This window comes from Marinobacter sp. R17, assembly GCF_003789045.1.
Classification (GTDB): Bacteria; Pseudomonadota; Gammaproteobacteria; order Pseudomonadales; family Oleiphilaceae; genus Marinobacter_A; species Marinobacter_A mangrovi.
The window spans coordinates 176,075-190,487 of sequence record NZ_RHGZ01000002.1 but is presented as its reverse complement, the minus strand read 5'-3'; the positions used below and the strand labels follow the sequence as shown (position 1 = coordinate 190,487).

15 protein-coding genes are annotated in these 14,413 nt (G+C 60.2%); 6 read left to right on the top strand and 9 right to left on the bottom strand.

Annotated elements, in window-relative coordinates; genetic code table 11:
- The first annotated feature begins 174 nt into the window (after nt 1–174).
- The gene (locus tag EB809_RS02865) at nt 175–1,140 is read left to right on the top strand and encodes a zinc ABC transporter substrate-binding protein (protein ID WP_123633298.1); all 966 of its coding nucleotides are present in this window, start codon (nt 175–177) and stop codon (nt 1,138–1,140) included.
- Here the strand turns inward: EB809_RS02865 and EB809_RS02860 are convergent.
- Nucleotides 1,117–2,031 (bottom strand): AEC family transporter, encoded by a 915-nt coding sequence (locus EB809_RS02860; RefSeq protein ID WP_123633297.1) that lies wholly within the window; start codon nt 2,029–2,031, stop codon nt 1,117–1,119. The genes EB809_RS02865 and EB809_RS02860 overlap by 24 nt on opposite strands.
- A 179-nt stretch (nt 2,032–2,210) precedes the next feature.
- Between EB809_RS02860 and dusA the strand changes: the two genes are divergently transcribed.
- From dusA to EB809_RS02835, 5 genes are all read left to right on the top strand, one after another.
- The gene (dusA, locus tag EB809_RS02855) at nt 2,211–3,254 is read left to right on the top strand and encodes a tRNA dihydrouridine(20/20a) synthase DusA (RefSeq protein WP_123633296.1); all 1,044 of its coding nucleotides are present in this window, start codon (nt 2,211–2,213) and stop codon (nt 3,252–3,254) included.
- A gap of 152 nt (nt 3,255–3,406) precedes the next feature.
- Entirely contained in the window at nt 3,407–4,369 is a 963-nt protein-coding gene (gene tal / locus EB809_RS02850) for a transaldolase (protein ID WP_123633295.1), read from the top strand.
- A 1-nt stretch (nt 4,370) separates the two neighbouring features.
- A complete protein-coding gene (locus EB809_RS02845; RefSeq protein ID WP_123633294.1) occupies nt 4,371–4,826 on the top strand; it encodes a TerB family tellurite resistance protein in 456 nt (151 codons plus the stop codon).
- Between the two features lie 10 nt (nt 4,827–4,836).
- Nucleotides 4,837–5,943, top strand: coding sequence for a 3-deoxy-7-phosphoheptulonate synthase (locus EB809_RS02840; RefSeq protein WP_123633293.1), 1,107 nt, complete (start codon nt 4,837–4,839; stop codon nt 5,941–5,943).
- Nucleotides 5,944–6,013: 70 nt separating this feature from the next.
- The gene (locus tag EB809_RS02835; RefSeq protein WP_123633292.1) at nt 6,014–6,808 is read left to right on the top strand and encodes a glycerophosphodiester phosphodiesterase; all 795 of its coding nucleotides are present in this window, start codon (nt 6,014–6,016) and stop codon (nt 6,806–6,808) included.
- 73 nt (nt 6,809–6,881) lie between these two features.
- Here the strand turns inward: EB809_RS02835 and sthA are convergent, their stop codons facing one another.
- The 8 genes from sthA to EB809_RS02795 all read right to left on the bottom strand — a co-directional run bounded on the left by sthA (nt 6,882) and on the right by EB809_RS02795 (nt 14,410).
- On the bottom strand, nt 6,882–8,273 hold the full coding sequence (sthA, locus tag EB809_RS02830) for a Si-specific NAD(P)(+) transhydrogenase (protein ID WP_123633291.1): 1,392 nt from the start codon (nt 8,271–8,273) through the stop codon (nt 6,882–6,884).
- Between the two features lie 288 nt (nt 8,274–8,561).
- On the bottom strand, nt 8,562–8,810 hold the full coding sequence (gene nqrM, locus EB809_RS02825; protein WP_123633290.1) for a (Na+)-NQR maturation NqrM: 249 nt from the start codon (nt 8,808–8,810) through the stop codon (nt 8,562–8,564).
- Nucleotides 8,811–8,823: 13 nt separating this feature from the next.
- Nucleotides 8,824–9,846 carry an FAD:protein FMN transferase gene (locus EB809_RS02820; RefSeq protein ID WP_223807786.1) on the bottom strand — a complete coding sequence of 341 codons (1,023 nt, stop codon included), beginning with the start codon at nt 9,844–9,846 and terminating at the stop codon, nt 8,824–8,826.
- A gap of 21 nt (nt 9,847–9,867) precedes the next feature.
- Complete coding sequence (gene nqrF, locus EB809_RS02815) at nt 9,868–11,094, bottom strand: NADH:ubiquinone reductase (Na(+)-transporting) subunit F (RefSeq protein ID WP_123633288.1); 1,227 nt, start codon at nt 11,092–11,094, stop codon at nt 9,868–9,870.
- Nucleotides 11,095–11,132: 38 nt separating this feature from the next.
- Nucleotides 11,133–11,741 carry an NADH:ubiquinone reductase (Na(+)-transporting) subunit E gene (gene nqrE / locus EB809_RS02810; protein ID WP_123633287.1) on the bottom strand — a complete coding sequence of 203 codons (609 nt, stop codon included), beginning with the start codon at nt 11,739–11,741 and terminating at the stop codon, nt 11,133–11,135.
- Nucleotides 11,741–12,406 carry an NADH:ubiquinone reductase (Na(+)-transporting) subunit D gene (locus tag EB809_RS02805; protein WP_123633286.1) on the bottom strand — a complete coding sequence of 222 codons (666 nt, stop codon included), beginning with the start codon at nt 12,404–12,406 and terminating at the stop codon, nt 11,741–11,743. Before EB809_RS02805 ends, nqrE begins: the two co-directional genes overlap by 1 nt.
- A gap of 2 nt (nt 12,407–12,408) precedes the next feature.
- The gene (locus tag EB809_RS02800) at nt 12,409–13,212 is read right to left on the bottom strand and encodes a Na(+)-translocating NADH-quinone reductase subunit C (protein WP_123633285.1); all 804 of its coding nucleotides are present in this window, start codon (nt 13,210–13,212) and stop codon (nt 12,409–12,411) included.
- Nucleotides 13,205–14,410: an NADH:ubiquinone reductase (Na(+)-transporting) subunit B gene (locus EB809_RS02795; RefSeq protein ID WP_123633284.1), complete on the bottom strand. Its 1,206-nt coding sequence runs from the start codon at nt 14,408–14,410 to the stop codon at nt 13,205–13,207. Before EB809_RS02795 ends, EB809_RS02800 begins: the two co-directional genes overlap by 8 nt.
- Nucleotides 14,411–14,413: the final 3 nt, after the last annotated feature.

The following is a 14,413-nucleotide window of genomic DNA, read 5'->3' as shown; positions in this document are numbered from 1 at the left end:
GCACTGATGGAAACAGCGCCCGGCTTGAATGAATTCAGGTCGCGCATTATAGCGCCAAGTCGCGGCAGACGCATGGCGAGGTCGCGCTCTTACCGTCCCGAACCGATAAAGCCGTTTACAGCCGATTTGTTACATTATAACATTGCACAAAATTCACCGAATGAGCCCTACACCATGCGCCACTCCAAAACCCTGTTTGCCAGCGCCCTGACACTGGGACTGGCCATTCAGCCAATGGTCGCGCACGCCGCTGATACGCTGCGTGTCGTCACCACCATCCATCCGCTGAGCCTGCTGACCCGGGCCGTTGCTCCGGACAACATTGAAATCACCACGCTGGTTCCTGCCGGCGCCAGCCCGCATACCTACCAACTGCGACCTTCTGATCGTCGCGCGCTGGCCAATGCCGATCTGATCCTGTGGGTCGGACCGCAGATGGAAACCTTCCTGGAAAAGTTGATGAGCGACCCGGCCCTCGCGCCCCGGGTCCAGGCATTGACGCCTCCAAAAATCGCCGAAGCCGCTCACGAGCACCTGCACGAAGACGACGAACAGGACGGCGACCACGACGAACATGAGCATGACGGTGAGCACGGGCATCATCACCATGGCGGCGTCGATCCGCATGTCTGGCTCGATCCCACCATCGCGGCCACGATGGCCGAAACCGTTCGCGACCGTCTGACCGCGATCGACCCGGACGACGCCGAGACCATCAACCAACGCCTGAGCGCTTTCGAGCAAGCGTTAAAGCAGAAAGATGCCGACCTCAAATCGCAGCTGTCAGACATGGATCGCGTGGACCTGTTTACCTACCACGACGCCTTCCGACGCTTTGCCGAGCACTATGGGCTGCATGTCGCAGAAGCCCTGACCATCACCCCGGAGCAAACGCCGGGGGCCCGGCATCTGAGTGAAGTCCAGGAAACGCTGGCGGCCGCTGACACCCCCTGCCTGCTTACCGAGCCCCAATTCAACCGGGACTGGTGGCATGGGCTGACCCAGAATGTGGATGTCACCATCACCACCTGGGATCCGCTGGGCTCTGACGTTCCCGTGACGCAGGACGGCTACCTGAACTTCCAGCAGGCGCTGGCCGATTCGGTGCTCTCCTGCCTACCCGAGAAGGCCCAGCGTTAAGGGCATGATGAAGATGGCCAGCAGCGTCTGGCCACTGATGATCCCCGCCATCAGGGTGGCATCGCCGCCCAGTTGGCGCGCCAGAATATAGGCGGACGAGGCCGTCGGCAGCGCCGCCAACAAGACCACGACCTGCAGCAGCAGGCCCTCCACGCCGACCAGCCAGGCCAGACCGGCGGCAATGAAGGGAAACGCCACCAGCTTCAACGCCGTCGACACCAGGAACGGCATGGACGCACTGCGCATCCCCTTCAGTTGCAGGCCGGCACCCACCGTCAACAGCCCCAATGGCAACCCCATACTGCTCAGCGGCTCCAGGAAGCGCGCAAACACGGGATGGAAACCAATCCCCAGATATCCCCACAAGGCACCCGACACAGACCCGATGATCAACGGATTGGTGACGATCGTGCGGAACACTGAAGCCAGTTTTGGCCGGCCCTGCCCGACAACCACCGAGAACATCAGGATGCAAAGCAGGTTCAGCATGGGCACGTTGATGGCCACCGCGACAGCAAACAGCGACAGGCCATCGTCCCCCATCAAAAGGCCGGCGGAGGCCAACCCCACAAAGGTGTTGAACCGGATCGCCCCCTGGTAGACAGAGCTGAACACCGGACCCGGCCACCGGGTAAACCACTGGATTACCGCCAGGATCAGCGTCATCGACAGCCCCATACCCACCACGACCAGGGCCACATCGCCGTAGGCCGAGGCCGGAATGTGAGCGCTGCCAAGCTTGTACAGCAGCATGGGCGGGAACAGCACGTAATAGGTAAAGCGCTCGGCCATCGGCCAGAAGCCGTCGCCCGGGAACTGTATCCGGCGCAGGAACTGGCCCAACAGAATCAGACCAAACACCGGCACCAGGGCCTGAATCAGTACATCCACCGACGTTGCTCCTTGTCTATCCCAGGCAGCCTAGCGCCCAACCTATTGAAATCCAGAGCTTACCAGTTTGACGTACAGAATGGGGTCAACGCCCATCAGCGATTGGCGGAATTTAGATTGGCGCGCCAACACGGTATAATCCGGCGCCCGAAGCAACCGAACCGGCACAGGTCCATTTCATGTCAGCCATCCAGACCACAAGCAGCCACATCCTGACGACGCCAGCGCCGCTGAGCCGCCGCTTCAGCGTGGCGCCGATGATGGATTGGACGACCGCGGCTTACCGCTACTTTGCCCGGCTGATCTCGCGCCACACCCTGCTGTATACCGAAATGGTGACCACCGGCGCACTGATTCACGGGGACACAGCCCGCTTCCTGCGTCACGACGAGGCGGAATACCCGCTGGCCCTGCAACTGGGCGGCAGCAACCCCGGGGAGCTGGCTACCTGCGCCCGCCTGGCGGAAGATTACGGCTTCGATGAAGTCAACCTGAACGTCGGCTGCCCCAGCGACCGGGTGCAGAACAACATGATCGGCGCCTGCCTGATGGGCCATCCCCGGGTTGTCGCGGACGGCGTTGCTGCGATGCGCGAAGCCACGTCCCTGCCCGTCACGGTCAAACACCGGATCGGCATCGATGGCCGCGAATCGTTCGATGAACTCTGTGAATTCGTCGAGACCGTCGCCGAGGCGGGTTGTGAGACGTTTATCGCCCACGCCCGCATCGCCATCCTGGAAGGCCTGAGCCCCAAGGAAAACCGGGACATTCCACCGCTCAAGTACGACTGGATCTACGCGCTCAAACAGCGCTACCCCCAGCTCGAGATCATCATCAACGGTGGCATCAAGACTCTGGACGCCTGCCACGAGCACCTGCGGCACGTAGACGGCGTCATGCTGGGCCGCGAGGCCTACCAGAACCCGTGGCTGCTGGCCCAGGTGGACCCGGAGCTGTTTGGCACCGCAGCGCCCCACGCATCTCGCCACGATGTACTGCGCGCCATGCTGCCCTATATCCAGTCCGAGCTGGATCGCGGCGTCTTCCTGACCCACATCAGCCGCCATATCATGGGTCTGTTCCACGGCTGCAAGGGCGGACGCCAGTTCCGCCGCCACCTGAGCGAAAACGCCCATCAACGCGGTGCCGGCCTGGAGGTTGTCGAACAGGCCATGGCCAAGGTGCCCGAGACGTCGCCCGTGGTCGAAGCGGCCACCGCCTGAGTCGGCCAACGTCCTTTCATGACAGCCCTGTAAAGCGCGCGGAGAACGCTTGTTCCCTTGTGGGCAGATCGCTATTGTAGATCTGTAGGCCGCAGGACAGGCGGCCACCATTGTCTACACGCCACCCACGCGCATCAGGACGATTTGCACCCATGAGTAAACTCGAACAGCTCAAGACCATGACCACCGTCGTTGCCGATACCGGCGATCTGGACGCGATTGCCCAGTGGCGGCCTGTGGATGCCACCACCAATCCATCCCTGCTGCTGAAGGCAGCCGATCTGCCGGCCTATCGGCCCATGCTTGATGCCGCGATCAACTTCGCGCAGGGGCAGTCCGGCTCCGATTCCGATCAGTTGGGCATGGCAACGGACTATCTGGCGGTATTGGCCGGTCAAAAGATCCTGGAGCTGATTCCGGGCGTGGTCTCCACCGAAGTGGACGCCCGCCTCTCGTTCGACACGGAAGGCACGGTTCGCAAGGCGCGCCGGCTGGTCGAGCTGTATGACCGCATCGGCGTGCCCACCGAGCGCGTACTGATCAAAATCGCATCGACCTGGGAAGGCATCCGTGCCGCAGAAATCCTGGAAAAGGAAGGCATCCACTGCAACCTGACGCTGCTCTTCTCCTTCGCCCAGGCCGTTGCCTGCGCCGATGCCGGGGCGTTCCTGATTTCCCCGTTCGTGGGCCGCATCCTGGACTGGAACCTGAAGCAATCCGGCCGCAGCAGCTACGAGCCGCACGAAGATCCTGGCGTCCTGTCCGTCTCCCGGATCTATAATTACTTCAAAGGCCATGGCTACGACACCGTCGTGATGGGCGCAAGCTTCCGCAACACCGGTGAAATCGAGCATCTGTCAGGCTGCGACCGGCTGACTATCAGCCCGGCCCTGCTCGAGGCCCTTCAGAATGACACAGGTGAACTGCCGCGTAGGCTGTCACCGGAGACAACAGGTAAGGTGGAGTCACGCATCAGCCTGGACGAGAACGCGTTTCGCTGGCTGATGAACGAAGACGCCATGGCCACGGAGAAACTGGCCGAAGGTATCCGTAAATTCGCTGCCGACCAGGTTGAGCTGGAACAACGGGTTCGGCAGATAGCCCAGGCAGCCTGAGATGATCGATGTACTGAAGAAGCTGTTCTCCGGAGAAGACAACACCGTCCCGGAGCAAAACGATCCCCGGCAGCTGGCCATCGCCGCCACCGCGCTGATGGTCCAGCTGTCACGGGTCGACCAGTCGGAAGACCAGTCCGAGAGGGACACCATCATCGACTGCGCCATCCGCACCCAGTCCATCACCCGGGAAGAGGCCACCACGATCCTGGCCAACGCCCGTGCTGACGCCGAAGACGCCACGTCACTCTATGAGTTCACGGAAAAGCTCAACGCCAATCTGGACCAGGCAGGCAAGGCCGAGATACTCGAGAATATCTGGCGCGTCGCCTTTGCGGACGGTCGCATCGACAAGTACGAAGAACACATGATTCGGCGTGTGGCCGAGCTGCTGCACCTGAACCATCGCGAATACATGGAGTGCCGGCACCGCGCCGAAAGCGCCATGTCATCCTGAAGGAGTCGCCATGCTCGCCATCCTGCACCCGGACACGCCACTGGACAGCGACGCCTACCGGCACACGCTGCAGTTCCTGGAAAACCTGCCGGGCGTCTCCGTGCGCGTTCACGAGATCCAGGGGGCCCAGCAGAAGCTGACCGAGGTCTACCTGCTCGGCGATACCAAGTCGCTGGATAAAGACGAAATCGCCGCCCTGCCCGCCGTAGAGCGGGTAATCCGCATCTCTGACGATTACCGGATTCTCGGGCGACACCGGGACGACCGGCGCCAGACCGGTTTCACCTACAACGGCGTACATTTCGACCAGGATAACCTGAACGTGTTTGCCGGCCTGTGTGCCGTGGACACCCCGGAGCACGTGGAGATCATGATGCGGGCGCTGGCCGAGCATCACCAGCCCTGCACCCGGATGGGCGCCTACAAGCCGCGCACCAACCCCTATTCGTTCCAGGGGCATGGCAAGGGCTGCCTGCCCTATGTGTTCGAGATCGCTGGCAAGCACGGTATCCGGGTGATCGCGATGGAGATTACCCATGAGAGCCATATCGAGGAAATCGACGAGTGTCTCGAAAAGCTGGGGCGGCCGACCGGCGTCATGTTGCAGGTGGGCACCCGCAACACCCAGAATTTCGAGCTGCTCAAGGCCATCGGCCGCCAGAAGGACTACCCGGTCCTGCTCAAGCGCGGCTTCGGGATCACGCTCAACGAGTCCCTGAACGCGGCGGAATATCTGGCCAGCGAGGGCAATGCCAACGTCATCTTCTGCCTGCGCGGCATGAAGACAGAAGCGGGTCAGCCCCACCGCAACATGGTCGACTTTGCCCATGTGCCCACGGTGAAACGGCTGACCCGGATGCCCGTCTGCATCGACCCGTCCCACTCGGTGGGCACCCGGGAGCGAGCACCAGACGGCATTCCCGAAGTGATGCATGCGACGGCACAGGGTGTCATTGCCGGCGCCAACATGGTGTTGGTGGACTTTCACCCCAAACCGGAAAAAGCGCTGGTGGATGGGCCTCAGGCGCTTGTAATGGATGAATTGCCCGCTTATCTGGAGGACGTGGCCCAGTGTCACGAGCTATGGAAAAAACGCCGCACTCTCTACCAGGCGTGAACCGTCTCCTTGCCACAGGCGGACGACGGGCCGCAATGGAATCGGCCTATTTGTCAGGGGAAAAGAAAACATGATTATTTACGGCCATCGTGGCGCCAAGGGCGAAGCCCCCGAAAACACGTTACCCGGCTTCAGGCATGCCTACGGCAACGGCATCCGCCACTTCGAACTCGATGTCCTGCTGTCCGCCAACGGCGAGCCGGTGGTTATCCATGACACAACCACCGACCGTACGACCGGCGTCAGCGGCCGTGTCGGCGACATGACCGCCGAGGCGCTGAACAAACTCGATGCCCGCAAGAACACCACGCCCTGGCCCAACAGCTGCGGCGTCCCACGCTTGCAGGACGTGTTGAATACCTGCCCGGACTTCCGGCACATGCAGTTCGAGGTGAAGACCGATCAGCGCCAGCGCATGAATATCCTGTGCAATCGGCTAGCAGAGTTGATCCAGAAGAATCACTGGTACGATCGGGCGGCGCTGACATCATCCGACACCTGGTTCCTGCGGGAAGCCAAACGGCGTGACCGCAAGCTGCGCACGGGCCTGGTCTTCGACAAGCGTTTTCCCAATCCCGTGAAAAGCGCCACGCGGCTGGGTTGCGACTACCTGTGTCTGAGTGCGCGCCTGTGCTCGGAGGCGGTGGTCCAGTCTGCCCACAAGGCGGGACTTCACGTGTCGGTGTGGACCGTCAACCGGATTCACGACATGCTGGAGCTGGAGAAAATGGGCGTGGACAGCATCATTACCGACTACCCCACCAGCACCCTGGTGTATTTCGAAAACCGGCCAAACATTCTCGCCAATCGTTTACCACACCGGACAGAGAAAGATCCGGAAACGCTGGCAGGCAGCACGACGTAGAAGCAGATCGGGTTAGAACACCGACAGGGCGGGAAAGACAGGGCCGACGACAGACCTGCCGCCGGCCCCCGGATCAGAATATCCGGTTCAGGCCATTCAGGGCCGCCACCCGGTAGGCTTCCGCCATGGTCGGGTAGTTGAAGGTGGTATTGATGAAGTAGTTCAGGGAGTTGGCCTCCCCTTCCTGGTTCATGATGGCCTGGCCGATATGCACGATTTCCGCCGCCTGGTCACCAAAACAGTGAATGCCGAGAATCTCACGGGTTTCCCGGTGAAACAGGATCTTGAGCATGCCCACCGCTTCCCCGGTGATCTGCGCCCGGGCCAGATCCTTGAAGAACGCCTGCCCCACATCGTAAGGCACCTTGGCTTCGGTCAGCTCCCGCTCGGTCGGCCCCACGGAACTGATCTCAGGAATCGTGTAGATCCCGGTCGGCACATCCCGAACAAACCGGAAGAACTCATCGCCCATCAGGTCCGATGACGCCGAACGCCCCTGATCGTATGCCGCACTGGCCAGGCTGGGCCAACCAATCACGTCCCCTACAGCGTAGATATGGGGGATCGACGTCCGGTAATGCTCATCCACCGAGAGCTGGCCACGACCGTTGGGCTCCAGACCGATGTTTTCCAGCGCCAGTTTGTCGGTGTTGCCGGTCCGGCCGTTACACCACAGGAACGCGTCCGCACGAATTTTCTTGCCGGACTTCAGCGTCAGCACCACGCCGTGGTCATCCCCGTCCACCGACTCGTACGTCTCGTTGTGACGGACCAGGACACCGTTATTGCGCAGGTGATAACTCAGCGCGTCGGAAATCTCGTCATCCAGGAAAGTCAGCAGACGATTGCCCGGATTGATCAGATCCACCTTGACACCAAGGCCGGCGAAGATCGACGCGTATTCACTACCGATAACGCCGGCACCGTAGATGATCAGCGTCCGCGGTGTATGGGATAGCTTGAGGATGGAGTCGCTGTTGTAGATCCGGTGGTGACGAAAATTCACGTCGGGCGGCAGGTAAGGACGGGAGCCCGTGGCGATGACCACCGACTTGGCGTTCAGGATTTCCTCCGCCTTGCCTCCGCGCACTCCAATTCGGTGCTCATCCAAGAACGAGGCGCGACCATTGAACAGGTCGACACGATTGCGGGCGTAGAATTCGGTGCGCAGTTTGACCTGCTTGCCCATCACTTTTTCAGCATTCTGCAGGACCCGCGGAAAGGAGAACCAGCGTGGCTCACCGATATCCCGGAACATCACATTGGTGTTGAAGGTGATGATCTGCTTGACCGCATGACGCAGCGCTTTGGAAGGAATCGTGCCCCAGTGGGTACAGTTACCGCCGACCGTCGGCTTATCCTCGACGATTGCAACCCGCTTGCTGTGCTTGGCCGCATTCATCGCTGCCCCTTCGCCGGATGGACCGGCCCCGATGACAACGACGTCGTAGTGATGTTCTGCCATACCCGCAGTGACTCCTTCTATTCGCCATGAATTCACAGAGACCGCCATACATCACGCCATCGACCGTCACCGCTGAAGGAGCCATGACCGCCATAGATCGGCAATGATCGGTGTCTCTGAATACTGAATGATGATTCTCAGGGTAGCCCGTCTCAAAGAAAAGACGGACAAACACCACTTGCAGGCGCTGTCCGCAACCACCCTACCCGACGAACAGCCCCGGGGAATCCGACCGGCTAACCCCTGGCGCCTTTTCGGCCGCGCCAGTCAGGCTACCGGACGGTGATGTCAGCGGGATTGCTGCTCGGACGCGTCGTACGCCAATGCCTTAGCCTTGCCGGCCGCACCGGCGGTACGCTCGTTCTCTTCTTCGCACTTGTTGCGGTCGCCACCGCAGATTTCGCAGGCACCGTCGATACCCATGGCGCCGAGGCCACCGCAGGTACCGCTGATCGGCTTGCGACCCATGATGACGCCGATGGACATGCCGGCCAGGAGGATACCGAAGATGACCAGAACCAGTAGAAATGTGCCCATGACGTAACCTCCGTCAATCCAATAGGTATGAGGAAAAAGCCGGGGTGTACTTCGTGTCGAACCCGTCATCGCCTCGATAGATAAAGTATGCGGCGATGTCGTGCTTGACTGCAAACGTGTAGCCCTTGTCCTGCCCCATCACATTGAGCGCCGTCGCCATGGCATCGGCGCTCATGCAGTTGTCGGTAATTACCGAAACCGAGGCCAGCTTGTGGCTGATCGGGTGTCCGGTCGCCGGATCGATGGTGTGGGAATAGCGATGGCCATCCACCTCGAAATAGTTGCGATAGTCACCGGATGTGGCCATGGCCAGGTCTTCGAGGGCCACGATGCGTTGCACCGTCTGCGTCTGGGACACCGGCTTCTCGATCGCCAGCCGCCAGACATCCCCATCCGGCTTGCGGCCCCGGGTATCCACCTCGCCGCCGATTTCCACCAGATAGGCTTCGACGCCCTGCTTGTCCAGATAGCGCCCGACCGCGTCGACGCCGTAACCCTTGGCGATCGCCGACAGGTCCAGATAGAGCGGATAATCCGAGCGGATCGCCTTGTTGGGCGTATCCCGCATCTGCAGCTTGTCATAGCCCACTTCGGACATGCGCTGTGCCAGCAGATCCTCATCCGGAATGGTTTCCGGCCGTGCCTCGGGACCAAAGCCCCACAGGTTGACCACCGGACCAATCGTAATATCGAAAGCACCGTTACTCAGATCGCTGACGCGATGGGATTCCTGCAGCACTTCGTAAAAATTGTCGGACACCGGGAACCACTGACTCTTGTCCGCCTGCTCGTTGAACCGCGACAGTTCGGAATCATCACGCCAGGTCGACATGGACGCATCCACGCCATCCAGCACCTTGTTGATGCCGGCAGACAATTGCTCGAGCCGATCCTTGTCGTCGTTCAGGACGACCTTGATGTGGTAGCTGGTACCAAAGACCGGACCGCTGAGTTCCCAGACTTCTTTATCAGGCTTAAACGAACAGCCCGCCAGGGCGACGCTGCAAAGCAGCGCCACCAAGGCGGGCCAAATCATGCGGGATTTCATGCAGCGAACTTAGCCCCCGAAGTCGTCCAGCATGATGTTCTCGTCTTCCACGCCCAGGTCTTTCAGCATCTTGATGACCGAGGCGTTCATGATGGGGGGCCCACACATGTAGTATTCACAATCCTCAGGTGCGGGGTGGTCCTTGAGGTAGTTCTCGTACAACACGTTATGGATGAAGCCCGTCGGGCCTTCCCAGTTGTCCGTCGGCAGTGCGTCGGACAGGGCCACGTGCCACTCGAAGTTGTCGTTTTCCTCGGCCAGCTGGTCGAAGTCCTCGACGTAGAACATCTCGCGGACACTCCGGGCGCCGTACCAGAAGCTGATCTTCCGGTCGGTGTTCAGGCGTTTGAGCTGGTCGAAGATGTGCGACCGCATCGGTGCCATACCGGCGCCGCCGCCGATGAAGACCATTTCCGCGTCGGTCTTCTTCGCGAAGAACTCACCAAAGGGACCGAAGACCGTGACCTTGTCACCCGGCTTCAGGTTGAAGACGAAGGTGGACATCAGGCCCGGCGGATGATCAGAGCCCGGTGGTGGTGTGGCGATCCGGATGTTGAACTTGAGAACGCCCTTCTCTTCCGGGTAGTTGGCCATGGAGTAGGCGCGAACCACCTCTTCCTTGTTGACCGCCTTATAGCGCCAGATGTCGTGCTTGTCCCAGTCCTCGTGGAACTCCTCCTCGACGTCGAAGTTCTTGAAGTCGATTTCATACGGAGGACATTCCAGCTGCACGTAGCCGCCGGCGCGGAAGTCGACTTCCTCGCCTTCCGGCAGCTTCAGGACCAGCTCCTTGATGAACGTGGCCACGTTGTGGTTGGACACCACTTCGCATTCCCACTTCTTGACGCCGAAGAACTCTTCCGGCACCTCGATCTTCATGTCCTGCTTGACCGGCACCTGACAGGACAGACGCCAGCCTTCACGTTCCTCGCGGTTGGTGAAGTGCGTCTTCTCGGTCGGCAGCATGGAGCCGCCACCGTCGAACACCTTGCACTTGCACTGCGCACAGGTCCCGCCGCCGCCACAGGCGGAGGACAGGAAAATGCCGTTGCCGGCCAGCGTGCCGAGCAGCTTACCGCCGGCTTCCGTCTTCAGGGTGTGTTCGGGATCATCGTTGATCTCGATGGTCACGTCGCCGGTGCTCACCAGCTTGGACCGTGCTGCCAGGATCACCGCCACCAGTGCAAGCACGATGACGGTAAACATGACCACGCCGAGAATAATTTCAGTATTCATGGTCTCGCCTTAATCCTTGTTATCCGTTACCGGGTGATTTACAGGGAAATACCGGAAAACGACATGAAGCCCAGTGACATCAGGCCTACCGTAATAAAGGTAATGCCCAGGCCACGCAGACCTTCGGGAACGTCGCTGTACTTCAGTTTTTCACGGATACCGGCCAGTGCCACGATGGCCAGGGCCCAGCCCAGACCGGCACCAAAGCCGTAAACCACACTCTCGCCGAAGGTGTAATCCCGCTCGACCATGAACAGGGAGGCACCCATGATGGCGCAGTTAACGGTGATCAGCGGAAGGAACACGCCCAGCGCGGCATACAGCGCCGGAATGTACTTGTCGAGGATCATCTCCATGATCTGGACAATCGCCGCGATCACGCCGATGTAGGTCAGCAGCCCCAGGAAGCTCAGGTCCACGTCCGGCAGACCCGCCCAGGCCAAGGCACCCTCACGCAATACGTCGTTGTAGATCAGGTTGTTGACCGGCACGGTCAGGGTCAGCACGGCCACAACCGCGATACCCAGGCCGATGGCCGCTTCGATCTTCTTGGAGATCGCCAGGAAGGTACACATCCCCAGGAAGAAGGCCAACGCCATGTTCTCAACAAAGACGGCCTTCAGGATCAGACTGATATAGTGTTCCATCAGAAGGCCTCCTTGGTGGTTTGCCGGGACAGACGGTAATCAGGCTCTTCCACCTGGTCACTCTTCCAGGAACGCAGCCCCCAGATCGACAGGCCGATGATGAAGAACGCACTCGGCGGCAGCAGCAACAGGCCATTCGGCACGTACCAGCCACCGTCGTTCACGACCGGCAGGATGGTGACACCGAACAGTGAGCCGGAGCCCAGCAGTTCGCGCACAAAGGCCAGTACGATCAGCATCACGGAATAGCCCAGGCCGTTACCGATCCCGTCCAGGAAGCTGAGCCAGGGGCCATTCTGCATGGCAAAGCCTTCCGCGCGGCCCATCACGATGCAGTTGGTGATGATCAGGCCGACGAAAACCGACAGCTGCTTACTGATCTCATAGGCGTAGGCCCGAAGAATCTGGTCCACCACGATAACCAGTGACGCGATGATGGTCATTTGCACAATGATCCGGATGCTGTTCGGGATCTGCGAACGCACCACGGAGACAAAGAGGTTGGAGAAGGCAGTAACGGCAATCACCGAGATACACATGACCATGGTCACGCTCAGGCTGCTCGTTACGGCCAGCGCCGAACAGATACCGAGGATCTGCAGGGCGATCGGGTTGTTATTGAAAATCGGTTCGAACAGAACCTTTTTTGCAGTCACTTCCGCCACGATCAGACCTCCCCTTCACGAAGCTTTTTGAGGTAGGGCGCGAAACCACGCTCGCTCATCCAGAAATTCACCAGGTGCTGAACACCCCGGCTGGTCAGCGTCGCACCGGACAGGGCATCCACTTTGTGCTCCTTGTCCTTGGCGTTGGGACCGACCCCACCTTTAACCAGCTGGATCTGCGGTTCTTCCAGATCCGGGCCGTAGACCTGCTTGCCTACCCACAGGGCTTTCCACTTGGGATTGTCGACTTCGCCGCCGAGTCCCGGTGTTTCCGCCTGCTGATAGAATCCAAGGCCCTCGATGGTGTTGGCGTCGCCCTCAAGCGACACGAAGCCATACAGCGTGGACCAGAGGCCGTAACCGTGGATCGGCAGCACCACACGCTTGAGCTTGCCGTCTTCCTTCAGCACAAACACCTTGGCAATGTCCGCCTGACGCTTGATGCCGGCGATGTCCTCTGAAGAAGACAGCGACTCGGACATATCCGGGTCAGACGCCGCCTTGTACTGGTCGTACTTCATCGGGTCTTTCAGGCCCAACGACGACGGGTCGACATAGGTCCCAGAATCCAGATCAACCAGTTTCACGTCAAATTTCTGGAACTGCTCTTCGATCTCCTGCGGCGTGGTGCCCGGCTCCAGCATGCCGGCGGCCGCAAGGATGTTGGTTTTCATATCGAGATTACGGTTCGTCACCTGGGCCGGCTTGAGCAGGACCGCCGCGGAAGACACCACGACGGAACACACGATACACAGCGCCAGGGCTACGATAACCGTACGGGTAACGGTTTCCTTCTTCTTAGCCACGGGCGAGCCTCCGTTTGATGTTGGCCTGCACGACGAAATGATCCATCAGCGGCGCAAACAGGTTAGCGAACAGAATGGCGAGCATGATGCCTTCCGGGAAGGCCGGGTTGACCACGCGGATGAGCACGGTCATGAGGCCGACCAAGATCCCGAAGGTCCACTTGCCGGTGTTGGTCATCGCAGAGGAGACCGGATCTGTCGCCATAAACATCATGCCGAAAGCAAAACCACCCATCACCAGATGCCAGTGAGCCGGCACCGCAAACATCGGGTTGGTGTCCGAACCGACGGCGTTAAGCAGCAGCGACGTACCGATCATGCCGATCATGACGCCGCCGACAATGCGGTAGGAAGCGATCTTCATGACCAGCAGGATGCCGCCGCCAATCAGGATGGCCAGCGTGGAGGTTTCCCCCATAGAGCCCTGGATGGTGCCCAGGAACGCAGACATCCAGGAGACGGAGTGCTGAACCGCCTCAATACCGCCTGCAGCAGCGAGGCTCAGCGGCGTCGCACCGGAGAAGCCGTCGACAGCCGTCCACACGGTGTCACCGGAGATTTGCGCCGGGTAGGCGAAGTAAAGGAAAGCACGACCGGTCAGGGCCGGGTTCAGGAAGTTCTTGCCGGTACCCCCGAACACTTCCTTGCCAATCACCACACCGAATGTAATACCCAGGGCCACCTGCCACAATGGAATCGTCGGCGGGCAGATCAGGGCAAACAGGATCGACGTGACGAAGAAGCCTTCGTTCACCTCATGGCGGCGAACCGTGGCAAACAGCACTTCCCAGAAACCACCGACCACGAAGGTCACGAAGTAGACCGGGATGAAGTAGGCCGCACCGTAGACCAGATTGTCCCAGATGGAGCCGGGATCGTTGCCGGCCAGCGCCGAGATAAAGGCCGTGCGCAGGCCGCCGTCGCCCATCATGGCGTCGGGGTTGCCCGCCAGGAAGGTGTTGGCCTGATAGCCGATGTTCCACATGCCGAAGAACATCGCCGGCCACACACAGAACCAGACCGTGATCATGATGCGTTTGAGATCGACACCATCGCGCACGTGGGACGTCGTGGACGTCACCGACGGCGGCGTATAGAAAATGGTGTCGACGGCTTCGTACAGCGCGTACCAGCGCTCGTACTTGCCACCTTTCTCAAAGTGGTGCTCGATACCGTGGAGAAACTCTTTCAATGCCATGTC